Origin of the sequence: Persicobacter diffluens, from assembly GCF_036244895.1 — a bacterium.
GTDB classification, from domain to species: Bacteria; Bacteroidota; Bacteroidia; order Cytophagales; family Cyclobacteriaceae; genus Persicobacter; species Persicobacter diffluens.
The window spans coordinates 24,138-49,222 of the sequence record NZ_BQKE01000009.1; the positions used below are offsets into that span (position 1 = coordinate 24,138).

General features: G+C 43.1%; 28 protein-coding genes. 18 read left to right on the forward strand and 10 right to left on the reverse strand.

Features of this window, described 5'->3' with window-relative positions:
* Positions 1–7: 7 nt before the first annotated feature.
* From AAA970_RS26840 to AAA970_RS26875, 8 genes are all read right to left on the reverse strand, one after another.
* Positions 8–1,120: a hypothetical protein gene (locus tag AAA970_RS26840; protein ID WP_338240038.1), complete on the reverse strand. Its 1,113-nt coding sequence runs from the start codon at positions 1,118–1,120 to the stop codon at positions 8–10.
* A 2-nt stretch (positions 1,121–1,122) separates the two neighbouring features.
* Positions 1,123–2,271, reverse strand: a complete 1,149-nt coding sequence (locus AAA970_RS26845; protein WP_338240039.1) for a hypothetical protein — start codon at positions 2,269–2,271, stop codon at positions 1,123–1,125.
* Positions 2,268–2,561, reverse strand: coding sequence for a hypothetical protein (locus tag AAA970_RS26850; protein WP_338240040.1), 294 nt, complete (start codon positions 2,559–2,561; stop codon positions 2,268–2,270). Before AAA970_RS26850 ends, AAA970_RS26845 begins: the two co-directional genes overlap by 4 nt.
* A gap of 3 nt (positions 2,562–2,564) precedes the next feature.
* Positions 2,565–2,939: a hypothetical protein gene (locus tag AAA970_RS26855; RefSeq protein ID WP_338240041.1), complete on the reverse strand. Its 375-nt coding sequence runs from the start codon at positions 2,937–2,939 to the stop codon at positions 2,565–2,567.
* A gap of 67 nt (positions 2,940–3,006) precedes the next feature.
* Positions 3,007–3,609, reverse strand: coding sequence for a hypothetical protein (locus AAA970_RS26860; protein WP_338240042.1), 603 nt, complete (start codon positions 3,607–3,609; stop codon positions 3,007–3,009).
* Positions 3,610–3,654: 45 nt separating this feature from the next.
* Positions 3,655–4,116 (reverse strand): hypothetical protein, encoded by a 462-nt coding sequence (locus AAA970_RS26865; RefSeq protein WP_338240043.1) that lies wholly within the window; start codon positions 4,114–4,116, stop codon positions 3,655–3,657.
* Positions 4,117–4,121: 5 nt separating this feature from the next.
* Positions 4,122–5,369 carry a transglutaminase-like domain-containing protein gene (locus tag AAA970_RS26870; RefSeq protein WP_338240044.1) on the reverse strand — a complete coding sequence of 416 codons (1,248 nt, stop codon included), beginning with the start codon at positions 5,367–5,369 and terminating at the stop codon, positions 4,122–4,124.
* Complete coding sequence (locus AAA970_RS26875; protein WP_338240045.1) at positions 5,366–5,815, reverse strand: hypothetical protein; 450 nt, start codon at positions 5,813–5,815, stop codon at positions 5,366–5,368. The genes AAA970_RS26870 and AAA970_RS26875 overlap by 4 nt, the downstream gene beginning before the upstream one ends.
* 157 nt (positions 5,816–5,972) lie before the next feature.
* Here AAA970_RS26875 and AAA970_RS26880 point away from each other — a divergent pair, with 157 nt between their 5' ends.
* The 6 genes from AAA970_RS26880 to AAA970_RS26905 all read left to right on the forward strand — a co-directional run bounded on the left by AAA970_RS26880 (position 5,973) and on the right by AAA970_RS26905 (position 11,775).
* Complete coding sequence (locus tag AAA970_RS26880; protein ID WP_338240046.1) at positions 5,973–6,146, forward strand: hypothetical protein; 174 nt, start codon at positions 5,973–5,975, stop codon at positions 6,144–6,146.
* Positions 6,147–6,295: 149 nt separating this feature from the next.
* Complete coding sequence (locus tag AAA970_RS26885) at positions 6,296–7,573, forward strand: replication initiation protein (RefSeq protein WP_338240047.1); 1,278 nt, start codon at positions 6,296–6,298, stop codon at positions 7,571–7,573.
* Between the two features lie 521 nt (positions 7,574–8,094).
* Complete coding sequence (locus tag AAA970_RS26890) at positions 8,095–8,262, forward strand: ribbon-helix-helix protein, CopG family (protein WP_338240048.1); 168 nt, start codon at positions 8,095–8,097, stop codon at positions 8,260–8,262.
* A gap of 5 nt (positions 8,263–8,267) precedes the next feature.
* Complete coding sequence (locus AAA970_RS26895; protein WP_338240049.1) at positions 8,268–9,029, forward strand: ParA family protein; 762 nt, start codon at positions 8,268–8,270, stop codon at positions 9,027–9,029.
* Entirely contained in the window at positions 9,022–9,924 is a 903-nt protein-coding gene (locus AAA970_RS26900; RefSeq protein WP_338240050.1) for a ParB/RepB/Spo0J family partition protein, read from the forward strand. The genes AAA970_RS26895 and AAA970_RS26900 overlap by 8 nt, the downstream gene beginning before the upstream one ends.
* 483 nt (positions 9,925–10,407) lie before the next feature.
* The gene (locus AAA970_RS26905) at positions 10,408–11,775 is read left to right on the forward strand and encodes a replication initiation protein (protein ID WP_338240051.1); all 1,368 of its coding nucleotides are present in this window, start codon (positions 10,408–10,410) and stop codon (positions 11,773–11,775) included.
* A gap of 44 nt (positions 11,776–11,819) precedes the next feature.
* Here AAA970_RS26905 and AAA970_RS26910 read toward each other — a convergent pair whose 3' ends face one another.
* The gene (locus tag AAA970_RS26910; RefSeq protein WP_338240052.1) at positions 11,820–12,608 is read right to left on the reverse strand and encodes a ParB N-terminal domain-containing protein; all 789 of its coding nucleotides are present in this window, start codon (positions 12,606–12,608) and stop codon (positions 11,820–11,822) included.
* Between the two features lie 286 nt (positions 12,609–12,894).
* On the opposite strand from AAA970_RS26910, the gene AAA970_RS26915 reads away from it, so the two are divergent.
* The 12 genes from AAA970_RS26915 (at position 12,895) to AAA970_RS26970 (ending at position 22,290) form a co-directional block, all read left to right on the forward strand.
* Positions 12,895–13,434, forward strand: a complete 540-nt coding sequence (locus AAA970_RS26915) for a hypothetical protein (protein ID WP_338240053.1) — start codon at positions 12,895–12,897, stop codon at positions 13,432–13,434.
* A gap of 6 nt (positions 13,435–13,440) precedes the next feature.
* Entirely contained in the window at positions 13,441–13,965 is a 525-nt protein-coding gene (locus AAA970_RS26920; RefSeq protein ID WP_338240054.1) for a hypothetical protein, read from the forward strand.
* 164 nt (positions 13,966–14,129) lie between these two features.
* Complete coding sequence (locus AAA970_RS26925) at positions 14,130–15,704, forward strand: type I restriction-modification system subunit M (RefSeq protein ID WP_338240066.1); 1,575 nt, start codon at positions 14,130–14,132, stop codon at positions 15,702–15,704.
* A 2-nt stretch (positions 15,705–15,706) separates the two neighbouring features.
* The gene (locus tag AAA970_RS26930) at positions 15,707–16,264 is read left to right on the forward strand and encodes a hypothetical protein (protein ID WP_338240055.1); all 558 of its coding nucleotides are present in this window, start codon (positions 15,707–15,709) and stop codon (positions 16,262–16,264) included.
* A gap of 109 nt (positions 16,265–16,373) precedes the next feature.
* Positions 16,374–17,516 (forward strand): restriction endonuclease subunit S, encoded by a 1,143-nt coding sequence (locus tag AAA970_RS26935; RefSeq protein ID WP_338240056.1) that lies wholly within the window; start codon positions 16,374–16,376, stop codon positions 17,514–17,516.
* A gap of 17 nt (positions 17,517–17,533) precedes the next feature.
* Entirely contained in the window at positions 17,534–18,208 is a 675-nt protein-coding gene (locus tag AAA970_RS26940; protein WP_338240057.1) for a DUF3800 domain-containing protein, read from the forward strand.
* Positions 18,209–18,211: 3 nt separating this feature from the next.
* Positions 18,212–18,712, forward strand: a complete 501-nt coding sequence (locus tag AAA970_RS26945) for a hypothetical protein (RefSeq protein WP_338240058.1) — start codon at positions 18,212–18,214, stop codon at positions 18,710–18,712.
* A 243-nt stretch (positions 18,713–18,955) separates the two neighbouring features.
* The gene (locus AAA970_RS26950) at positions 18,956–19,606 is read left to right on the forward strand and encodes a hypothetical protein (RefSeq protein WP_338240059.1); all 651 of its coding nucleotides are present in this window, start codon (positions 18,956–18,958) and stop codon (positions 19,604–19,606) included.
* A 55-nt stretch (positions 19,607–19,661) separates the two neighbouring features.
* Positions 19,662–19,817, forward strand: a complete 156-nt coding sequence (locus tag AAA970_RS26955) for a hypothetical protein (RefSeq protein WP_338240060.1) — start codon at positions 19,662–19,664, stop codon at positions 19,815–19,817.
* A 220-nt stretch (positions 19,818–20,037) separates the two neighbouring features.
* The gene (locus AAA970_RS26960) at positions 20,038–20,238 is read left to right on the forward strand and encodes a hypothetical protein (protein WP_338240061.1); all 201 of its coding nucleotides are present in this window, start codon (positions 20,038–20,040) and stop codon (positions 20,236–20,238) included.
* A gap of 116 nt (positions 20,239–20,354) precedes the next feature.
* Positions 20,355–21,653: an AAA family ATPase gene (locus AAA970_RS26965; RefSeq protein ID WP_338240063.1), complete on the forward strand. Its 1,299-nt coding sequence runs from the start codon at positions 20,355–20,357 to the stop codon at positions 21,651–21,653.
* Positions 21,646–22,290, forward strand: a complete 645-nt coding sequence (locus AAA970_RS26970; RefSeq protein WP_338240064.1) for an RloB family protein — start codon at positions 21,646–21,648, stop codon at positions 22,288–22,290. The genes AAA970_RS26965 and AAA970_RS26970 overlap by 8 nt, the downstream gene beginning before the upstream one ends.
* A 67-nt stretch (positions 22,291–22,357) precedes the next feature.
* On the opposite strand, the gene AAA970_RS26975 is transcribed toward AAA970_RS26970, so the two are convergent.
* The coding region (locus tag AAA970_RS26975) for a type I restriction endonuclease subunit R (protein WP_338240065.1) at positions 22,358–25,085 on the reverse strand (2,728 nt) is incomplete at its 5' end.

Genomic DNA, 25,085 nt, shown 5'->3' on the forward strand with positions numbered 1-25,085 from the left:
GATGTCTTTAGTTGATGGTTAAGTCATAATGTGCCGTAGTCCCATAGCCACTTCCTGCAAGGGTGGATTCGTATACATCATAATCCTGCAGATCGCCTCCGGCATCGGGTATCTGGGTGATGGCTCCGGATTTTACAAAAGAGCCGGTCACATCTGCATTCGAGGATTCCCGGAAAAGCACTACCACATTCGCACCTGTGGGTACGGCAAAAGCCAGATTCTTTTCACCCGCCGGAATGGTGATACTCATCGCCGTAGATCCGATTTTCAATTTGCTTTGTAGCGTCCGAACGGAATCCCCGTCAGTCACTGTTCCGACTCCGGCAAAAACAGCGGCATAGCCATTTACTGTTTTATTCGAGGCCGTTGCGGTACCTGCAGCAATTTGTCCGGCCGGATCGTCTTCGCCTTTATTATTCTGTTTGATGGGGCCCTGAGCATAGTCAATATTACCGGAATAGGTAACGGTCTCAATCCCAATTTTGAAGGAATCATTATGCGTCATTGTCCCCGACGCAATCACCGCTCCATTACGTTTGATCTCTGCTGAGGCCAGATCATCCGCCCCGCCATCTCTTTGATTAAAAGCCAGACTCAAAGCCGGTGTGATCGTTGTGCCCTGTTCCACATTGGAAGATGGAATCACGGATAAGGAAAGTGTCGGTGCTTCATAAGAAGCGCCCACGGTCGGATTTTCAATCTCATCCAGTCGGGCCAGAATGTCCAGATATTCCTGTTGATCCACCGGACCAATTTCTACCCAGTCAGCATTGGTGGCACCTTTCAAACCGAAATACTGATCCACATCTTTTACATAGACCGTGGCCCCCTCGCTGACTTTTCCGTCATCCAAAAGCTGATTTCGTTCACTTAAAGAATCCACAATAATAGATCCACCGGATCCTCCATCCGAACCGGCCAAAAGTACCCAGTCATTGGTGGTTTTGTTGCGCAAAGCGTAAATCTCACGGGTATCATTTTGGAAAACGACCATCCCATCGAAGGCCAGTCCATCCGTGATTAATGCTTGACGGTCAGCGGCATCAGCCACTTGTTGACGGCTGTCGGTAGGATCCGCCGCCGCAATATTAAGCCCAAAGGGCAGGTTAAATTTTGACATGTTTATGCTATTTGAAAATCATAATGCGCATCCTGAGAATAGCCGGCACCGGCCAGAGTGGATGTGAACAGCTCGTAAGGCCAAGGATTGCCACCGGCATCAGGGACCATCATATTTTGTTTGGAAAAGCTGTTGGTGACATCGGCATTCGAAGACTCCCGAAACAAAACCTTCAGTGATTTCCCTTCCGGAATGGCGATGAAGAATTGTTTTTCCCCTTTGGGAATGTTTAAGACGCCATTGAAGTCTCCATTTAAAAGTGCATGCGTGGCACTTCGTATTTCCAGTTCATTTATCGGAAGCCCTAAGCCATAAAATACTTTAAGATAGGCATTATAGCTTAGGCTGGTAAATGCGATCCCGGATGGAATTTGATGTAGATTGCCTTCAAGATCATACCATTCCGGTCCTTTATCATACCCCAGTTCAGCCGTGAATCTACTTTTGCCCAAAGGGATGACCCATTGGTGCTGATAGTTTAAATTGCCGCTGTGTAAGACCTGGTTATTCAAGAATATATTAGCTGTGCCGGGTAGCCAAATCCCTCCGTCATTTTGATGGTATTCGATATAGAAGGTGGTGTCTAAAGTAGTTCCAACCTCTACCTCCAGGGGACTGTCGGCGGACAGTTTGATGATCGGGGCAACCGGAGGATTAAAAGGATTGATCAGCTCCAGAATTTTCCAGTATTCCGCATCAGTGAACTGCCCGTAGGTCCGGACTTTTTGTTCTACGCGTGCTCTTTCCCGGATAAATTCTACCTCGATGATCTCCACATGTTCCGGCTTTCCAACGATGGTATAGGTTCGTCCCACGGTGGGGTCTAACCAGCTGGCTTTGATTTCATTATCCTGCGTGCGATGAACAAATAATTTATACCGGCCGCCATGATTGGCCCGGTGGATTTGTATTAAAAAATCTTCATCGGCCACTACCTCAAATTCGCTGTACTCCAGGTTTTTACAATCCAGTAGCAAGGTGTTTTCGGGAATTTTATTTCCATATTCTGCCATGCCTGCCGGATAATCCAGGGAGCCATCGCTGATGGTCACCACCTGAGGAGCTTCCGCCTTTTGGTTGACTTTGTTGTTGAGTGATTGATAGGGTCCAAATGAGAACATTTGTAAGAGCAATAAAATTTTGAGCATCATAAGATTTGTTCGTTAAGCTTGGCGACGTACTTGAATACCTTGATCAGTCCTCTTCCGGTGATGGAGAATCGGACCTCCATTTGTCCTTCGAAAGCATAGCCCGAGCTGGCCGGAAAAGAATATTGTTCACCCGCCGGAATGTCAATGTCCAAGGCCTCGCCTACATAGCCTATCTTGGCATCGGTATCACCGGCATTTATGATGGTGAAACCGGCACAGGCGTCCAGAGAGAAGGTATCACCATCCTGCAGCAGGCTGTCAGAGGTCAACTTCATTAAGTACAGTCCCATGGTTTACAGTTTGGTGGTTCTTTCCAATCGGAAGACAAAATCGTATTTCAATGCCTCGGTCGTCTGCTGGTCAAATTGGGTGTTGATTTTCACCGTATGACCATTGGCAGGCACATTGATTTCCTGAAAGCGATCCGAGAACGGAAGGGACTTATCAGCAGTCAGAGCATCCTGATGGGTCACTTGTAAAAGCGCTCCTCCGTTATCATCCAGTCCCACTCGGAAGGCATCTACTCCCCCTTGCTTGATGGGGTAAATGGCCACGCCCGTGCATCGTTCGTAAGAAGAGTTCAACTTCACCTCAGAACGGATTACAGTAGCGGCAGTAGCGCCGGGAATTTCAATGGTTTTGGTTTGTAGAAAGGTTTCTTTTTTCATTGGTAGTTAGGTTTAAAAATGGGGAAGGAATGGTCCCTTCCCTCGAACATTAACCTACATTGAGCCATTACTTTGGCATGGTCTGAGCCCCCATCAACCGTACCTGGAAGAAGTGCTTACCAGCAGATTCATCCATGGCTTGATCCGGATTGAATTCGATGATCATTTCAATGATTTTCTTTTCAATCAAAAGCACCGGCGTATCCAGGTGATAGGTGTCTTCCTCTCCTTGTACTTTGGTGGATTTGGCGGAATGCGTGAAGCGCTCCACCGGAAGGGATAATAAGGTTTTCCCATCCTGCTTGATCAGGAATTTGGCATTCAGCAATTCCGCCGGAAAATTGGCATAATCTGAGGAATACTTCACTGAGGCCGGTGATCCGGAATAATCGGTTGGCTTCAAAACATAGCCTAATTTGATCTTGTCCACCGCTACATTTTGCCCCACATCGAGCGTGTTTTCATTGAAGTCCGAGATACCAACCACCTTTTGATTGGTAGATCTCAACAAGGGGTGAACGGAGCCGGCATTGCTGATATCCGAAGCGTGAACGACATCGGCATCTGTAATGCGAATGGATTTTTTGGCAAACTCATCCTGCGTCTGGCGAGGGAGTTTACCCTTTCTTTTGTGCAAAAACTGGATTGCACGGGAGAATTGTTGTGTCATGGTTTGATAGTATTTGATATTCTTTTTTTAGGCGTCAGACCGCCATTACCCCACTGTGTCTTCTAATCCAATGAGCTCGTCATCGTAATCCAAGGCTCCCACGGTATCTTCCAGCTCACTACCTTCGCCCCCATTGAGCATATAGGTGTTGCCGTATTCATCCTGCACTAATGATGGGTTTCCCAATCCGTTGATTTGGTAGATGTTGCCATCCTCATCCTGGATCAACTCCCCCATACCATTGATGCCAACGCCAACGGTCGGAACATAAGGTTTCAACATGGAGACTTTTTCAGCCACCTTGCCGGCGACTCCAATAGCTCCTTTCACGGCCATCCCGACGCCTACACTAGAAAACCTGGGGGCTTTCAAAGCGATTGCAGTGCCGGCCACCAACATCCCCACTTCTACCAGTGGATTGTTGAGCCGATTGCCAATGACGGATGCGATGGTGATGCCTCCCGCTACACCGGCGATTTCTTTTAATTGAGTTGAGTACTGTTTCATGGAAATTATTTTTTCATAATGGCGATCAACGCCAAAGCCCCCATTCCCATCATCATCATGGTTTGCGGGTTCATTTGATTGTTTTGTTGTGTTTTCATGATCTCAAAAGCTGCGGCATTGGCGGCCGCCTCCCCCTGTGCTTTGGCAATGGAAGCACTTTCATGCACGGACATTCCGTTGCCTTGCTGTGGTTTGATAATGTTCATTACCGTATCCAGGGTGTCTTTCAAAAAGTTACTACCCGATGCAGGAACCAAGGATTTGGGTGCTATTCCCGGGAGTGCCGGAGCAGTATTCATGATCGAAAGACCCTTTGGTTGAAGAGGAGCAACACTCACTGGTTTTGGGGGATTGATCTTTGCCAACTTTTTGGCCTTGCGCTTCTCCCGGATCTTTTTGATGCCTTTTCCAATGGCTTTGACTCCCTTGCCCACCAGGCTCGCCACTGGTGCCAAAAAGGATAATAGCCCTAATTGCCCAAGTCCTTCCAGGCCTAACATTTGCCGTGGCTGCATTTCATAATAGGTGGTGCCATCGAAGAAAAGCATTTCATCCTCGGGCCCATAAATGCCCTGGATTTCTTCGGAGAAATAGAGCTGCACCGGATCGGCTGTTGCTTCAAAAGGAAGTGGCTCCGTACCGTTGAGTCCGTTGAGATAGCGAATGGGTAACATGTTTTTGTCGTAGTTTTTGCTGAATGGCTTTTCCTGATCGAATTGGTTGAGCACCGGATCAATGGTGGCATGTGGCTTGGGCATGGAGCCATCCTTATTAGGCACAATCACATATACATGCTGGTAAGCTTCCCGACCACTATAGGCGGTTTTGCGGAGCTTATGGGCGATGCCCAAATTGTGCAGGATGGAACTGGCCATGATGGCATAACAATCACAATCTACGCCTTCGGCCCGGTCTGCCCATGACCTCGCAGGTCGGCGCAATTGTTCTTCGTGCCGGGCGTCAGGGGTGTATTGGATGTGGTGATAAATGAAATTCCATATGTTTTTGGCAGTTTCGTAATCATTTTTGCCTTTTAAAACCCTGGCAATCTGCCTGGTATCCCCCAAAGTCTGACTGATAATTTGCGCCATGAATTTTAGGGTGTCAAAACTATCGCCAGAATGGGTCAACAAGGGATTGGTTCGTTCTGGCTTGGGGAAATACTGATTATATTCCCGTCCCGAACGAATTCTTCGTTTACCACCCGCCACCAGGCCAAGCTGATCATAGCCATCGAGATACCTCACCCTCATAGTTGAAAAGTTTTGGTGTGAGATAACATTTGGCCATTTAGCTTGCCGGTGACTTTGGCCACGATGGTGGCTCCACTCAAACTGAAATTAGTCAGGACGGTACGCAGGGTGGTATAAGGAACCTCCAGCGTAATGTTATTGATGCGCTGTGTGCTTCCGGCCTTGATGTTAAATTGCTGATGAATGGAATAACCTTCTACCAGCGGATTTAAAACACCAGGGGCCGTTTGATGAAAAAGCTTTACAAAAACATCCTGCACGCGCGCATCAAAATTGGAGACATTAATAACCTGAAGATCAACCTTAAAGGTGACTTTGGTTAAGTCAAATGCATGTAGTCGAACGGCTTTTAAATCCAGTTTCACCTGATCCTGAATGACGGTGAACTGATTATAAATCATCCCTGCACCAATAATTGCCGATATGAGTAATCCAGCTTGAATCATATTCACTCTAACTTATTTTGCTAAAGTGAATAGTAAGTTATTGGTGAATTATATAGATAAACTACTATAAGTGTGGGAAATTGTGCGTTTTTGTAGGTTATAATTTAGATAACTTTCCTCAATCTGGGTTTAATAAAGTAAACCAACATTAATTTAGATGGATACTGAGAACTTAAGTGGAATGTATACACGACTGGAAGTGGCCCAAATGATGAATATTCATCCTAACACGCTACGGGCCTATATGAAAATGCATGGAATAGAAATTAAGCACCGGCGGTTATCAGTAAGAGAAGTGAAGCGGATATTCCAAGCTATAGGAATGTATTAGGTATAAAAATGGATGTATATTATTTTAGTTTGTCGTTAAAGACGACGTGTATTTGGTGTTAAATTCGGAAAAAATTTAGTAGATGAACTAAATTAATTAGTATAATAATTATATTTACTGAATCAATAACCCTATTAAGCCTGAGCCGAATGATTGTATTGTCCAATGATTTTATAAATGGAACATACCGCCTTTCCAAAATGCAGTTTATGATTATTTTCAGGCTTGCTGAACGTATCAGGCAAGAGGATACAGATTTTCGTACGGAGTCTTTTACTTTGTCGGAATTTGTGGGCTTGAAAAAAGGGCAGGCCATTGGGAATTTGTATGAAGATTGTCGAGAAGCCTGTAAGTTTATGAAAGGGCTTCGGCTTCGAATTGGCAAGCGCACTTATCAGGTACTGGAGTTTGTGGAATGCCCCAAGTATAAGGGGTATATTCGATTGCGATTTGCAAAAGCACTGCAACCGTTTTTTTTGGGGCTCAAACAAAATTTTACGCCTGTAGACTTTGAGGATGTTCAAAAGATGGGTTCTGGCGTGAGGATTCGGATCTATCTGTTTCTTCGACAACATCTGACGCTGAAGAACCGTCATTTTGATTTTAAGAAAATCAAAGCCATGCTGGGCTATTTACCGAAGGCTTATCCCCGATTCAAAGATTTCGACAGACGTGTTTTACAGCCGGCTTATTCGGACATTAAGAAGTTTGGTCTATTGGATGTGGAGCAGGAAATCAGATTTTTGGGTCGGCAGATTGATAAGTTGGTGGTTAAAATCAAGGGTGCGGTTAAAAAAGTAAAGAAAGCGGTCGTCCCTCCTACTTCCGCGAAACCACCCATGCCTGCATGCAATACGATTCCTGGTCTTCCGCCTTGGATGAATGCGAGAACACTGGAAAAGCTGAGACAGGAGTATCCGGAGGATTATTTGATGTATGCCGTTCAGGTGGTGGAGCAGAAGGATAATGTTGAAAATCCGATGGGATATTTTCGCAGCCTGCTTCCCAGAGAAGACTTCCAAAAAGAGTTTAAGGCTCATGTATCAGAATTAGCAAAAAAACAGCATGCCATCGACCTGCAAAAGGCTGCAGCAAAGGAAGCCGAATGGGAGTCGCACGTCTATCAGCTGTTCAGTGAACGTAACAATGCTTGTCGTCAGCAATTTTTTGAACAGCATCATAATCGTCAAACGGTAGAGGTTTATCTCCGCCACCTCCAGAAAGGCCGTAATTTACCCCACAATCGCCGATACTACCAAGAGTGGATGAAGTGCCAGTTGATGTTTGATGCGCTCCCGGAGCAGTCTAAAATCGCTTATAAAGGCTGGTTAGTTAAAACCTATGGCGAGCGAGGGGATTATGATCAAAAATTCTTTGCTACAGAGATGAAAAACAGCGCCTACTACCAGTTGTTCATGGAGCGTTAATAACTTCTCCCTTTCCTCATATTTATTTTTTTAATCTTCCGCATCGTACAGTGGATAATTTTAATTATATTATTTAACATAATGCATTTGTGGTAGATTATTTCCCTAATCCACTGAACTAATTTCTTCTAAAAATCTTCATCGCTCCAACTTTCGACTCCACCAAAAAATTCTAGAAGAAACAACAGCCTGTTGTTTGTTAAGTGTTATAGTATTTATAATTGTTTTCAGCGAAAAAAACGGCTCAAAATCGGTCTTTATGGGCTCTCTGAGCCTTTTTTTGATTTTGATTTACACAGTTAAATGATTGGTTAGGATAGTTTTCTGAAATTCCGTGACTTTATAAGGAATTAGTGGAACAAATTCATGACGTTAAATCTTAAAATTATAAATAGCTGATTACTAGTATTTTAATTATTTTTCCCCAGATTTTCACCACTATATTCCCTTTATTCCTTCTCGATAGGAGACTTAAATCTTATCAATCCTTGTCAATTCCTGATAAGATTTTAACTTGCAGTATGAAAAATGAGAAAACGGTTCGTGTTACCAAAGGCATTGCCCTCCATGAGCAAATCTGGGAAAAGCTTTCTCAGCTTGCGGATAAGGAAGGGCGCAGCCGGAATAATTACATGGAACGAATAATTTTAGAACATTTAGATACGCTGGAGCAAAAAGCAAAGGCTTAATTTTTATGGCTCAACAACCAGGAAAAATAATTGCAATCGCCAATCACAAAGGCGGTGTGGCAAAGACCGCTACGGCTCATAATTTAGGCAAAGCGCTGGCGATGAAAAAGCAAAAGGTGCTACTCATCGATATGGATGCACAGGGCAACTTATCCCAGAACATGGGACAAAATGAACCTGAAGCGACCTTGCACAGTGTATTTGAAGGCAATGAAATGCCCCTGATCCCGATAGATGAAAATCTTGATCTGGTGCCTTCTGACCTGGATCTTGACTATGCCGACGAGAAGCTTCGAGCACAGGGATTGCCTGGCTACCGCCAGCTTTCCAAGGCCCTCTCCCCTCTTCGGGAAAAATACGATTTCATCATTTTGGATTGCCCTCCATCGGTACGTGGAATGATCGTTTCCAACGCAATGGTGGCTGCGGATTCAGTTTTGATTCCTGTGGTTCCGGAGAAAGGTGCAGTGAAAGGTTTGGCCGGTGTTTTCCGCTTAATGGAAGACAATGCCATCATGAATGAAAATCTCAAAGTTGAAGGTATTGTCTTTACCCGGGTAAAAGATCGCACGGCGCTGCATTCTCACTATGTAGAAGAAATTCGGGAGGATTATGATCATGTTCACATTTTTGAGACCATCGTTCATGAATCCATTGCCGTGGCAGAAGCCGGCACAATGGAAACGGATATTTTTACTCATTCTGCCAAAAATAAGGCCGCACAAGATTATATGGCTTTGGCAGAAGAATTATTGACTAATGGCTAAGAAAGACCTTTTCAAAAATAAAGCTCCAAAAGCAACCGCATCCGGAAAAGCATTGGAGGCGAGTATTAAACAGCATATTTCAATTATTGAGGAGCTGAAAGACCTGATTCCGGCTCTGATGGAAGATGAATTCCAGCAACTCAAAGAAAATATTGCGCAAGAAGGTATTCGCGAACCGATTCAGCTATGGAAGCAAAAGGAGGACCAGTATATTATCATTGACGGGCACAACCGCTACCGAATTTCCGGTGAACTGGGCATCGACTTCCCGATCACTGTCAAAGATTTCAAGGACCTGGAGGCAGTGAAGGATTGGATGATCAATAACCAGTTGGGGCGCCGAAATCTTTCCGCTCAGCAAGCTTCATACCTTCGCGGTTTGCTTTATAATCGCTATAAGCAAAACCATGGTGGACAAATGCCGGGAACAAGTTCGGAAGGGAGTGGTCAAAATGACCACTCGACTCAAAAAACGGCCGATAAAATTGCAGAGCAAACCGGTGTAGGGGAAAAAACCATTCGCCGTGATGCGAAATATGCGGAAGGATTGGAAAATATCGGAAAGCAAAATCCGGAATTAAAAAACGCCATTCTCAAGGGCGCAATAAAACCATCCAAAGCAGATGTGCAATCTTTGGCCAAATTGGATTTGAGCGCAACCTCTCTCACTTCCATTGAAGATATAGCCAAAGCTGCAGCGCAATTGAAACCGCCGACTCGTTCGAGTTCAAACAATCCGGAAAAATTGATTTCAAAAGAAGTCGAAGCTATTCAAAAACGCTATGCCAAATTTGGCGAAAAATTGAATCAACAAGAAGATCGACTTGCTTTTCTAAAAGCGCTTCATCAATGGGCTTCATCGGAATTGGACAAATTAGCTCAACCGGCGGAATAAACATTTTTAGGGAGTGGTCATTTTGTCCACTCCTTTTTTTGCTATTTTTTTTAATAAAAATTATAAGACAACCCTCCTCCCCTGTTTTGTTGTTTTTAATGTTTTAATTGTTTTAATGTTTTCGGCCCTCCAAACCCTCTAAAAGACAATAGTTTACAAGGCCAAATGCATACAAATTTGCCTAACAATGCATACATATTTGCCGAGATATGCATACAAATTTGCCAGCTAATGCATACAAATTTGCCTAACAGTGCATACATATTTGCCGAGATATGCATACAAATTTGCCGAAACGTGTATGCATTACTAGGATATGCATACAAATTTGCCTAATATAGTTGTGGTTTTGTTGTTTTAGTACCTGTTTGCACCTTCAATCTCGGCAAATATGTATGCAATGGAAGCTTTTGTCGGCAAATTCGTATTGATTTGATTTTTGTCCCCGGCAAATATGTAGGTATATGCATTGATCTCATTTTTATGAAAGAGGATTATCTCGATCTGATGATCGTTAAGTCAAATAAACTCATCGAGAGTAAAAATCATTTTTCCCTAATCCAGCAACGGATTATGTCTTTGGCTTTGGCGAAAATTCCCAAAGACCAGGAGGCATTTCAATGGATGAATTTTGGCTATGCTGACCTGTTTCCTGAGGGCTCCAAAATTGGTGGAAGCCAGTATAAGCTGGTGAAGTCTGCCATTGCGAATATGGGGAGTTTGTCCATTTTCATTCAGCTGGAAAACGGCAAGTGGCATTCCATTCCTTTTTTGCAAGCACGGGGCGATGATAAGACCAAGATCATTGAGATTAAATTCGTAGAAGATGCACGGGACCTTTTGCTTAACCTGAAAGGGAATTTTACCAAATACCTGGTGCGTTCGATTTCCAAGTTTGAAAGCTCCTACTCTTTCAAGATTTATGAGTTGTGCAAGCAATACCTCAAGGTGGGATCACGGACCTGTTCGGTTATTTTTCTGCGTCAGCGATTGGGCTTGTTAGTGAATTTTGAAGATAAGGGGCAGACCGAAGAGGAGCTGGAAAGCTTATTGAGCCGCGGAAGAATTAAAACAAAGTATGCGCTTTTCAATAATTTCAATAAGCGTATACTGGAGATAGCACAGCAGGAAATCAATGAGCATAGTGATATTCACATTGAGTATGAAAAGGTCAAAAAAGGAACTTCCGTGGTGGCGATCAAATTCCTGATCAGCAAGAATGCTTCTGCCGGTGATGAGACTTTAACGGAACTTGCGGAGGAGGTTCAGGAAGGATCGGATTCAGTAACGAAAGATATTTCCTATGAAGAGGTTTCCGGGAAGGAAAAGTATGTGGATGCGTTGATGGAACAGAAAAAGGATAAAATCAAAAATCCATCTGCTTATAAGAATACGCTTATGAATAGTGAGGCGCTGGAGAAGGAGTATCAGCAAAAGCAGGAAGAAAATATCCGGGCGCAGCAGGAGGCAGAGCAGGAAAACCGACTTAAATTACAGGAAGAGCTAATTCGTCAAATGGAGGTTCGTTATGGAGAGGAGTATAAAAACGTTCGGGTTCCTTATTGTAAAATGGCAGGTGAAAGTCCCGGGCTGATTATGGAGTTTAGGGATTGGTATGCTCAACATGGATCCACCACAGATAAAAGAAGCATACTGGAGCAAATAGATAATGGAAATCTTTCTTCCTCTGCCTGGATAAAGTTTGGCACTTTCATGATCCAAAAACAAGGGACCGCTTATGAAAAACAATATTTCCTTTCTCCAAATCCTAAACCCTGGATGGAGATGAAATTGAAAGAACATCAACAGGAGCAGGAATCGAATAATAAGTTTAATTTTTCAGGATTTTAGGGAGTGGTCATTTTGACCACTCGATAAGTAGGGGACTGGGAACATCATTCCATCCCCAAAATTCCCATCATCTGTTGATTTTGCTCATCGTTGAGTAAGCCTTCCTCCTTCGCTTGTAAAATCAGTGCGATCGCCCCTTCTAGCTTTTTCGGAGTAATACGAACCTTTCTCTCTGTCAGGGAAAGTTCTATTTTCCCTAAAGCCAATTCCTGAATCCGCCTGTCCGATATTTTTTTCGTACCGTTCAGGACGGCTTGTTTGGTTCCTGGCTCTTGGGAATCGAGCAGGTCTAATCCGATTTGGAAGAGGCCGTCATTCTTAATCGTCCTTCCGCTTACCCCTTGCTCTTCGGCAATCATTTCTGCAGTACTTTTCCCGAGGGGAAAATTTTTCCCTTTGGGCTGAGGACCTCTCAGGAGGTTTTTTGAGACATCTCCCTTGGTTCGGTTGTAGAGTAATCCCCTGTAATACTTCAGCTGTTTTCCGTTCAGGTTCCGCCGGCTGAATTGATTTAAGATCATCCAGTCTTTGGCTTCTTCCAGAGAATTGAAGTGCTTTTCAATAAAAGGGAAGCCTTTTAAGTTGAGTTTGAGATAGGCTTCATAACGGTGGTGGCCATCAATGATAACGTGATCATCTTCTCGTTTCCACAAGATCAAAGGATCCTTGATCCCATTTTTTTGGATACTTTCGAAGAGGTTGTTTTGCTCTTCTTCCGTCAAGGGGGAAATGAAGTTTTTGAGCTCAAATATTTCAGTGACCAACAGGTCTGAGCTACGCAGTGGCTTTTTCTTTTCGTCCCAGGAGAGTACCTCCCGTGCAAGTTCTGACATCCTTACCATAAGATTGGGGTTTTGGTTTGGTGAATCTTACGGGATGAAGTGGGGGAGGTGGACGGAAGAGTGGATTATAGTGGGGAATTGTGGTTTAGGGAGTTATGAAAATCTATAATTGTGCAACAGCTTGTTGCCTAATTGTACTAAGGGTGATTTCATCACCTTATTTCGTAAAAATTTATGGGATCAATTATTCCATTGAGGGAGTCAGTTTATCGGTATTGGTTTAGCGGTACTACCAAAATTTTGCAGGATTCCCCCCTTCTTGTACTATATTTATGGAATGGAAAATTTTACCGCCGAGGAGATACAACGATTAATCCCTTTTTTAAACCTCAGGAGACGAAATAGTCGCCTTGCAAGAGCCAAAATGACGTGGATCCATTATCAAATATTGAGACGAAGAGATGCTTTTAAATTTGTGCTGGAGTTGTTGATGCAGGGCTATTTGAAGGGAAATCCGCACGCATATGTATCTTGCATGGAGCATCTGACCACTTATTATGCTTTAATTAAAAAGGAATTGAAGGGGATTTCCTTGCCAGTAGCCGACTATGACCAGGTATTTTTAGAAACTGAGAAGGTTCTGAAAAATCAACCGAAAAATAAAAAATCAGGCCAGAGGAAGGTGGATGATTTTTGGGCTAATTTTAATGACCGACAATTTCCTGTTGCATTAGTAGGCTTAATTGATTTTGAATTGGAAAGCATGGGGGTGCCGGAAGAGGTCAGGGTTGAAATCGGCTATTTATTTATTGCTCTGCAGTTATTTTGTGAAAAAAGGATTCAGGAGGCTGGCAGGACTTTCCCTAAATTAGGATAAAACATCATGATTAACATTACAGCAACGGACAAGGCGATGGTAACGCCTTTAGTAGAACTTCAGGAAGCGATAGACCGAATGCCTGAAAAGGAGTATATGGAAAGTCTCAATGAGATGTGCAACGCACGCGGAGCCTTTACATTTGTGGGTCAATTTGCCCAATTGAACTTTGAGCAAAGTAATCTGGAAGCCTTTAGTGCCGTATTGCAATTTGCTCATTTGACCTATCTGTTTTTGAAAGAAGATTTCCCGGAGGATAAATTCAATCCTTTGGCGTTTTCTGACTTGGTGGATGCCACTAAAATAAAAGTAGCAGAAAGTGCCGGAGATGATAAAAAATCCCGACGGAAGATGGATAAAATGATCAATAAGATTCATAACAAAGGTTTACTGACATTTCTGGTGTCTATGACTATGCCCCGATTACAGCGTTTGTATTTGTCAGAGAAACAGATGGAGGACTGCCTGGCCATGTGTTTGAGTTTACTCTCTTATTCTGAGCAGGAGATCCGTGAAGCGAGAAGGAAATAGTTCCAGCCCTTTATCAGATCAACCCACCAATAAGGTATCATGCGCTCATGATGCCTTTTTTATTCCCATTCCCCACCAATCGCTCCAATAACCATTTCCTTTCCCTGCCTTTTTCCCTATCTTCATCCCCTGATTTTTTGATAACGATAAAGGAAATACAGCCGATGGGCGCAGCACATAAACAACAGCTGGAAGCACAGCTTTGGAAGATTGCCGATACTTTACGCGGTAAGATGGATGCGGATGAATTCCGTGATTATATATTGGGTTTTATCTTTTACAAATACCTTTCGGAGAAGATGGACCTGTACGCCAATCAGATTTTGGCGGAGGACGGTATTCAGTATGCGAGTCTGGACGAAAACAGCGAAGAGGGGAAGGAGTATCTGGAAGCGGTGAAGGAAGAGGCACTGGCGCAATTGGGTTATTTTCTGAAACCACAGGAGCTGTTTGCGGCCATGGTGGCCAGAGGCAAGCAGACGGAAGGCGGATTCATACTGGAAGATCTGGGCAAGGTGTTGCGTGCCATTGAGCAGAGCACCATGGGCACGGAGTCGGAGGATGATTTCGGTGGACTGTTTGAGGATCTGGATTTGACCTCCAGTAAGCTGGGCCGTACCGAAGCGCAAAAGAATGATTTGATTGTGCAGGTGTTGGTGCATTTGGCGGAGATTGATTTCCAGCTGGAAGATACCGAGATTGATGTACTGGGCGATGCCTATGAATACCTGATCGGGCAGTTTGCCAGTGGTGCCGGAAAGAAGGCCGGGGAGTTCTATACGCCACAGCAAGTATCCACTATTTTGGCGCGTTTGGTCACTTCCGGTAAGTCGCAGTTGAAGTCGGTGTATGATCCGACCTGTGGTTCCGGTTCCCTGCTGTTGCGGGTAGCCAGAGAGATGAAGAAAAACGGGGCGCGGGTGGACCATTTCTACGGGCAGGAGATGAACCGTACCACTTACAACCTTGCACGTATGAACATGACGCTGCATGATGTTCATTTCCGTGATTTTGACATTAAGCAGGAAGATACGCTGGAGCATCCGGAGCACCGGGGGATGGAATTTGAAGCAGTGGTAGCCAATCCGCCATTTTCTGCCAACTGGTCTGCGAATGCCGTTCACCTTTCCGATGATCGCTTTTCGGCTTATGGCAAGCTGGCCCCTAAAACCAAGGCGGATTATGCCTTTGTACAGCATATGATCTCCCAACTGGCGGAGAACGGGACCATGGCCGTGGTCTTACCGCATGGGGTATTGTTCCGTGGAGCGGCGGAAGGACATATCCGACAGTATTTGATTGAAGATTGTAATTATCTGGATGCCGTGATTGGCTTGCCGGCCAATATCTTCTATGGCACCTCTATTCCGACCTGTATTTTGGTCTTTAAAAAATGTCGTAAGGCTGATGACAGCGTTTTGTTCATTGATGCCAGCCAGCATTTTGAAAAAGGGAAGAACCAGAACCAACTACGGGAGGAAGACATTGAGCGCATCATCAGCACTTATGAGCAAAGAACGACAGTAGATAAATACGCTTATCATGCGAGCCTGGAAGAGATTCGAGAGAACGACTATAACCTGAATATTCCCCGCTATGTGGATACTTTTGAGGAAGAGGAACCGGTGGATCTGGAAGCGGTAAGTCAGCAGTTGCAGGCGGTCGATCAAAAGATGGCAACACTGGATAGCGATATTGCGGATTTCTGTAAGGAACTAGGGATAAAGACCCCATTTTAGCTATGGACGAAAGAGGATTAAATGAGGAGGACTTGACCTACTTAGCGCCTTTATTAAAAAAAATGAATCAAAACTATCAGTTTTTGGGCTTAAGGTTGTTGCTCCGCCAATGGCTGACTTTGCGATCGGAGGCCCTGGTTAGTTTCTCAAAATCCATCATGGAGGAGCTCAACGATGAGCCTTCGGCTGTATTAGAGTGTGCATCCGCAATGACGGCCTATGTGAATTTGTTGAAAAAGGAACTTAAAGGGCTCGATTTGCCTGCCAGTAGGTTGATGGGAACACTCTTTGAGGTGCGTGAGTTTTTTAACGTTCCTTTTGGGGAGACCATTTTTTCAGATGAGTTGGTGTTTGAGTTTATTGACAGATTCAAGCATGATAAATTTCCATTGCTGTTCAATAGTTTTATCTATTTTCGGCTGAAAGACCTAAAGCTGGAGCAGCAGACCAGGAATACCATTAGTGTAATGTTTTGGGGATTGACCCTTTTCTGTGAACGAGAGATCATCGCCGCCGGCCGAACCGTTCCTACCTTTGAACCTGAAAACAAACCATCATGATGAATACAACCATCGAAGAAAATAACCGAATGAAAATACTTGGAGGACTGCTTTTAAAAGGCAGTGATTCGGCAAAAAATGAATTTGAACATCAAAACCCCTTTTTAAGATGGAGAAAGTGATGGTACCGAAGTTGAGGTTTCCGGAGTTTGGGAATGAATGGGAAACAATAAAATTTAAAGATTTTTGTTTCTTTCAACGTGGATTTGATCTTACTGAGAAAAATCGAAAGGAAGGGGAGGTTCCCGTTATTTCTTCTTCAGGTATAGCATATTGGCATAACATCGCCAAAGTAGAAGGACCAGGAATTGTTACGGGCAGAAAAGGAATCGTTGGTAAAGTTTTTTATACAGAAGGAGATTTTTGGCCTCATGATACGACTTTATGGGTTAAAGATTATTATTCGAATTCTTTAAAATATGTCTATCAATTTCTTTTGAGGTTTGACTTAAAAAAATATGATGCATCCACATCTGTACCAACGTTAAATAGGAACAATATTCATGGAATTAAAATTCAAATACCCTCCCTCCCCGAACAACAAAAAATAGCCACTTTCCTCGGAAAGGTAGATGAGAAAATCTCCGCACTGGAGGAAAAGAAGCGCTTGCTGGAGCAGTACAAAAAAGGCGTCATGCAACAGCTTTTCTCTCAGCAAATCCGCTTCAAGGATGAGGATGGAAATGATTTTCCGGCTTGGGAGGAGAAGAAAATAAAGGATGTTGGTAAGGTTGTTACAGGAAATACTCCTTCGACCAAGAATCAAGAATATTACAACGGTGATTATTTTTTTGTATCTCCTTTTGATATTGGTTCTAAAAGGTTTATCCTCAAGACTAAAACTACATTAACTAAGCAAGGATTTAGCAAAGGGCGAATAATACCCAAAGATAGTGTACTGTTTGTTTGTATTGGATCGACGATAGGTAAGGTTGGTCAGGCATCAAGAGATTGTATTACTAATCAACAGATAAACTCAGTCATTTCTCATGTTGATAGTTCACCGCATTATTTATTCTTTCTACTGGAGAAAAATGCACTTAAAATAAAGAAGTTAGCGGGAGAACAGGCAGTGCCATTAATTAATAAAACCGATTTTGAGAATATTAAACTTCCTTTCCCTACACTCCCCGAACAACAAAAAATCGCATCCTTCCTATCGGCTATTGATGATAAGATTGCGGGTGTAGGAGAGCAGTTGGCGCAGAGCAGGGCGTTTAAGAAGGGGCTTTTGCAGGGGATGTTTGTGTAAAATCAGAGTATAAGAAAATGTCAAAAACTTTTAATATTTACTGTGACGAAAGTTCTCATCTCGAAAATGACCATAAACAGTTTATGGTATTGGGTTCAGTTAGTTCTGCCTATAATCAGGTGAAACGTCATCATGAGCGGATTAAGGAGCTAAAAAAGAAGCATCGTTTTTATGCAGAGATAAAATGGTCTAATGTATCTTCCTCTCAATATGAATTTTACAAAGAGCTATTAGAGTATTTTTTTGACACCGACTTGAAGTTTAGGGCTGTTATGGTCAATAAACATCAAATACGGAATGAGGATTACGGGCAGTCTTATGATGATTTTTATTATAAGATGTATTATCAGCTTCTGAATCATAAGATTAATTCGACTTATTTTTACAATGTGTACCTTGACATAAAAGATACGCTCAGTGCCTATAAGGTCAATAAATTAAAAGAGATCTTGAATACGAAGTACGGGGTTTTTAGAAATGTTCAAAATATCCGTTCTCATGAAAGTATCTTACTTCAATTGGCTGATGTTATCTCTGGACTGCTTTCCTACCATCATAATGATGCAGATAAGAAAGTGAAGGCTAAAACTGATTTGATAAAGCTGGTTCAAAAACATTGTGATCATGACCTTAATGGGAGTTCACCTTATGGAGAGGAGAAGGTCAATTTATTTTTTATTGACTTGAAATAAGCTATGCCATTAAATTTACTTAAGACATATAACGACCTGCTGGATTTAGATGCCTTTTCTGCAGGGGAGAGGGTTCGTTCGTTGAGAGGTGTGTTTGATAGGGATTTTGCGAATGTACAGTTGCTCTTCAATAGTAAGGTTATAGAACCAACGCCAAAGGATGGAGAAGATACAATGGATACGCTATTTGCTCATCTGACGACGGTAATGGAAAAGGGCAGTAGACATAGACGTTATGATCCAGACAGATCCAAAAGACTACATTGGGTAAAACATCATATCGAGTTGACTATTCCAGCAAAAATAGACTCTTTTTCGGTTAAAGAGCCAGAAGGGATCAGAACTTATCTTTATGACCACGATGAGCGTTATGTTATTATTTTAGAGCCTAAAAGAAATGGTTCAGCTTATTATTTACTGACTGCCTATCACCTTAAGGGGAAGGATGCTCAAAGAGATAAAATTAGAAAAAAGATGAAGCGTAAGCTGAACCAACTCCATTAAACGCAAAAAACGCCATGCTTCAAGGCGTGGCGTTTTCCGATTTCTTTCCTCCGATTGGAAGGATGAACTCAAGGGCAAAAGTAAGTAAAAACGTTTACTTTTGCTTATTTTAGAACTGAAATGTATTAAAAAAGTTTTTCCAGCCTTGTATTCATGGGGTTATGATAGAAATAATCCCTTCTGAATCCCATTTTTGATAATAGCAATGCGGTAATGGGGCGCTGGGGATTAAATTTACATCAGTTGAAAGAGATTATTGAAAATAAGTTGCAGGGAACAGACCTGGATGTAACCATATTTGAGCCTAATACAGCGATAAGGGAAGTGATGAAGAAAGAGCGAGTAAAGCTTACACCAGCACGGGCCTTGATGTTGCATGGCTTGTATGATTTAGTTCGGAATGAGGGAATGGTTTCGGAGTTTTCCGCAGAGAAAGTATGTTATTTTCTAAGCCGATTTGGTGCTGGAAAATACTTCAAATTAGATTTTCAGCCTTATTTCTACGGACCCTATTCAGGGAAAATAAAAAGGATACTGCATGCGCTTAACGGAAGTTATATCACAGGCTATTCGGATATGAGCAAGAAACCTTTTGAGGCCTTATCTTTGGTCGCAGATGCTCTGCCTGAAGTGAATCAATATATCTCTTCAGATCCGGATTTATCCAAAATAGCCCATAAAACAACCGATTATCTGGCAGGATTTTATTCGGATTTCTCTTTGGAGCTTTTGTCCTCTGTAGATTATTTGTGTAATGAACATCAAACCTTTGACAAGGAAAAAATCAAAGGACATCTAAACGAATGGAGTTCCCGTAAGAGCAATATGTTTGCCAATGATAGGTATATTGATATTGCGATCAAGAAGGTAAGTCAGGCTCAGGAGTTACGATAATGCATGGTGTCGCTCAGTTTTCGGAAGAAAAAGAGGGAGGAAATTACGCATCTCAATGAATAACTTAGAAAAATTTAAATGCCTCGTGAATCCGGATGGCGAACGATGGAAGCAGGAAGTCAAAGAACGGCAAGCCAACCGTGGGCAATTGAAGGAGCAGGCCGTGGTTCGACTAAAAGAGATACGAGCCAAAAGACGTAGCAAATTATAAATAATGTTGCTACTTTTGTGACACAGTGCCCCGTGCTTCTTAAGCTTGTACGCTGCACTATAAAATTTTATCTGGCAGTAGCCCAAAAATCAGCCAGGCGCTGGTTTTTGATAGAAGAATATACCTCCCAGGCTTAGTTTTCGGACTAGCACACTTTGGGAGGTTTTTTGTTTTATGGGTTTCACTTCGGTTTAAGGCCCGAACAGCGATTAACTTTAGTATGATGAACAGTCCATTTACCGGCAAGCCAATGCAATTGAAGCAGTCGCTTACCCTTTTGAGTTATCGTAACAAGTCTTTTGAGGTGGTCTATCAATATTATTATTGCGAGGACAGTCAGGAAACATTCACCAATGAGGAACTCGACCAGCGCAATATGGAGCAGGTGTATGCTCAATATCGGAAGCAAAACGACCGTTAGGCTTCAAGATCAGCTATAGGTTTTTAACATGAAGTCGGTCTATTTATTTAAATGATAATTACCTAAAACCATTTTTTACGTTAATTTTGTAAACGACTTACAAAAATTAAGGTAAAATGATCGTAAATTTTAAGTTTTCAAACTTTAAGGCTGTTCGGGATGAAGTGTGTTTATCCTTTGAAGCGGGGAAATCCGACGAACTGGAGAACTATTATGTGAGTGAAAAAGCCGGAAAGCGAATCCTTAAAATGGGCCTGATCTTCGGGGCGAATGCTTCCGGTAAAACCACGGTTTTGGAGGCATTGGATTTTGTGCGAAATCTGGTGCTATATCCTTTGAGCACCCGGGATGAGCGTATTCAGCTGACCCCTTTTATGCTGGATGAGGAGAGCAGAAATGGCGTCTCTTTCTTTAGTCTGGAGTTTGTCTATGAAGAGGTACGTTATCTGTATGAGCTGGAAGTAAGCCCTCAGGCGGTGATGAGCGAGTCACTCCACTTCTTTTCGCCCAATAAGGCGAAGGTTTTCTCCAGAACAACGGATGCGGAAAAGCAATTGGCGGAAATAAGCTTTGGTTCGAAAATCAAAGTCAGTAAGGAATATAAAACCAGCCTGGTGGCGAATACGCTCTGGAATAATACCGTTTTGGGCGGTTATTTGAAGACTAATTTTGATTCTTCCGAATTACAAAGTGTTCATGACTGGTTTAGAAATGCGTTGAAGCCGATAGTATTGCCGTCCACGGATTTATATACTTACATCTCTGAAAAAATTGAGGCAGGAATTATTCAGAAAGACCGTTTAACGACCATCCTTAAAAAGGCAGATTTCAATATTTCCAATATTCGTTTTGAGAAGCAGGAAATTGAGGTTACAGATGATCTGCTCAACTTTTTGGAGCAAAGGGCAACTAAGCAGCAATTTGAAAACCTGAAACAAAAACAGAAGATCAATAATACCCGGCTGATTTTTGAGCATGAGGTGAATGGACAAAGTTTTCCGTTGGAGTATGCACAGGAGTCACGGGGAACTCAGCGCTACTATCAGTTTAGCGGAGTTTTGGAAATGATGATCCGGACCTCCTCGATTTTTTCTATTGATGAAATAGCCTCCTCACTGCATCCGGATTTATTGAAATTCTTTTTGCTCACCTTTTTAACCAATAGTAAGGACGCCCAGCTTATTGCGACCACGCATAACCGGGAGCTGTTTTTGGAGAAAGATTTGCTCCGCAATGACACCATTTGGTTTACCGAGAAGGCGGAAGATACAGGGGTGGTGGATTTATATGCGCTGGATGATTTCGGCTCTGAGACTATCCGGAATACTAGCTCCGTCTACAACGCCTATAAGATCGGGAAGCTTGGAGCAACCCCTCAACTGAATGACTACTTTTTAGATTTTGAGCATGAGTAGAGGAAGAGCGAATCGCAATAGAAGGGCCGCGAAACCCAAGTTTTCTGTTATTGTGGATGGTGAAACAGAAATTTGGTATTTGCAGCTGATGAAGCAGCATGAGGGGCTTCGCCATATTGATATCAAACCCGAGTTGCCTAAGAAAAAGAAAATGGCGGATCAGTTTGAGTTGGTGCTTGAAAATGATCGGATTTACGATAAAGTCATTTGGCTGGTAGACCTGGATGTGGTATTGAAAGAGCAGGCGGAATGGGAACGAAAGTCAGGACGAAGCTCACCCTCACCAGTGGAAGAGTTCAGGGGCTATTTTCAACGAATTAGTTCTATGGACCGGGTGCATTTGCTGGTGAATACGCCTTGTCTGGAGTTCTGGTATTTGTTGCATTACAAAAATACAAGCCGGTATTTTTCAGATTACAATAGCCTTATCCGGGAGTTCAGAGGAACCCCTTTGGAAGATTACGAAAAAAGTGAACGATACTATAAGCAGGGCCGACAGAATTTATACCAAAAATTAGTAACGGAGCAGGTAGCTGCCATTGAAAGGGCGAGCGGATTAGGGGAATTCAATATTGAGGAGATGGCACAGGCTAAAACGGAAATGTTCCGTCTATTGGAACTGATCAGAGCAGTTTAACAGATTGGAAATACAGAGAAGAACCTCCGGGCTTTGAATCATTCGGATTAAAAGCCCGGAGACTCAATCAATTCATCCCCTTAAAAAAGGTATCCACCAAGCCCATCATCTTGTTCGTTACCCGTTCCACGATCTTCTTACGCTCTAGAATTTTGGGTTTGAAAGAAAGGGCATCGACGATATCCTCCCGAAGCGGTTTTTTATCCGAATAGAGGTAATGCTGGATCATGCCATCGAGTTTTTCAGGCGCTAATTTTTCCTCAGAGGCGATGGTGGTGAAAGCAGCAACTTTCTCCTTGTCCCAAAACTGTTCGAAGACTTCCGGGATATCCTGAGCGTCTTCCACCAAAGGAAGATTTTCCTGAATGAATTTATCAATCAGCTCTTTCTTCGAACGCAGGGTAACATCTCCGGCCATCATATCCACGATTCGTTTGCGCTCGGCCTCTCTTTTTTCCGGCGTATCCCCATGAAGCGCCATCAGCAGGTTCATGATATAGGACACATTGATGATATCCGTGGTGATGAGCTCCAGCTCAAAATCCACATCATGTAGGATAGATTCTTTTTCCTTTTCCCCCTTTACCGCGGTACTGTCCTTAATATCCAGGTACTTGCTTTGATAGTCCACAAAAGTCTGCTCATCCATGCCAATCTCATCATGGTCAAAATCAGCGAAGGTGGTCAGGATATTTTTCAGGCGAATCAGGTCCCTGAAGGCAAGTACAAATTCCAGTTTTTGCTCTTCAGTACTGAGGTCATCCACACTTTCGACCGTAGGAGCGATGCTTTTTAATTTGTCCAGCGCCTTTTGGAAATCGGCCACATAGTTTTCGTAAGGCTCCACGAAGATGATCTCCTGGGCATCCTTATTGGAGAATAGGGCAATGGCTTCATCCGTTGCCTTTTTCAAATTCCGGAAGCAGACAATATTCCCCTGAGATTTCTTCTCGCTCAGGATGCGGTTCGTGCGGGAATAGGCCTGAATCAGACCGTGGTATTTTAGGTTTTTATCGACATAGAGCGTATTTAATGTTTTACTGTCAAATCCGGTCAGAAACATATTGACCACCAGTAAAATATCCACCTGCTTATTTTTTACACGCTTCGAAATATCATTATAGTAATTATAATAAGACTGGCTGTCTTTGGTGCTGAAGGAAGTCTTGAACTCCGCATTATAGTCCTGAATGTATTCCTCCAGCTTGTCCCTGCTATGGGAAGTTTTGTAGGTCGCTACTGGCTCAGCGGCCATGGCTACCGGCTGCTCTTCCATATTATAGCCGCTTTCGAATTTGGGGTTTTCATAACCATCGGCCACATCCTGATCATCTTCATTCGCCCCATAGCTGAAGATCGTGGCGATTTTGAATTTATGTTTTCCCTCCGCCTTTCGCTGTTTGAAAAGCTCATAATATTGAACCAGCTGCGGAATAGAGCTCACGCAAAACATGCCGGTATAGAAGCCGTGGTGCGTCTTCTTCGGGTGATGCGCGATGATATAGTCCACAATTTTTTCCAGGCGCTTCGGAGCATTCATCAACTCCTGGGTATCGATATCTTCCACTTCAATATCGATTTCAGAAGCGCTTTCTTTACGGCGATAGCGTCCCACATATTCCACCGCAAAACGGAGCACATTATCATCCTTGATCGCATCGGTGATGACATATTTGTGCAGGCATTCTTTAAATAGGTCCTTGGTCGTTCGCTGTACAGATCCCAAGTGCTTTTGATCCCCCAGGTTGGAGGCGGCTACCCGCTGTCTGCTGGCATTTTCTGCGAATATTGGCGTTCCGGTGAATCCGAACATCTGGTTCTTTGGGAAGAACTCCACTATTCGCTGGTGAGTGTCTCCAAATTGAGAGCGGTGGCACTCATCAAAAATGAAGACCACCTTTTGATCCTGTAGATGCGCAAGTTTTTTGGCCCAGTAATTTTTACTGATGGCATTATTTAATTTCTGCAAGGTGGTAACGACCAGTTTGTCCTGTCCTTCCAGTTGCTCCACCAAGGATTTGGTGTCACTGGTGCCGTTTACCGAATCCTTTTTGAATTGGTTAAATTCCCGTATGGTTTGAAAGTCCAGGTCCTTGCGGTCCACGACAAAAAGGACCTTAGCCACTTCCGGAAGCTTACACAATATCTGACTGGCTTTGAAAGACGTCAGGGTTTTACCGGAGCCGGTCGTATGCCAGATATAACCGTTTTTCGTTCCTTTTTTTACCCGATTTACAATCGCCTCCGTGGCAAAATACTGATAAGGTCGCAGGACCATCAGGATTTTGGCCTCACTGAGTACGATGTACTGGGTGATGATTTTTGATAACTGACAGGGCTCCAGAAAAGCATCAGCAAAAGCATCCAGACGGGTGATATTTTTATTGTCTTTATCGGCCCAGAAAAAGGTTTGCTTGAAGTCTTGCTTGATCACCGGATTATTGGCGTAATATTTCGTGTTTACGCCATTGGAAATTACAAACAACTGCAAGTATTGAAAGAGCCCGTTGGAGGCTCCAAAGGAATGGCGCTGATAGCGGTTGGTCTGGTTAAATGCCTCTTTGAGCTCCAGCCCTCTTCTTTTAAGCTCAATTTGTACCAGGGGCAGGCCATTAATCAAAAGGGTAACATCATACCTGTTTTTATAGGTCCCTTCCATGGTGATCTGATGCGTAACCTGGTATTCATTCTTGCACCACTGCTCCTGGTTGATGAATTCGATATACCCCTTCTCTCCATTGTCCCGGTCAATGACTACCTTATCCCGAAGTAATTTCGCCTTTTCAAAAATGAGA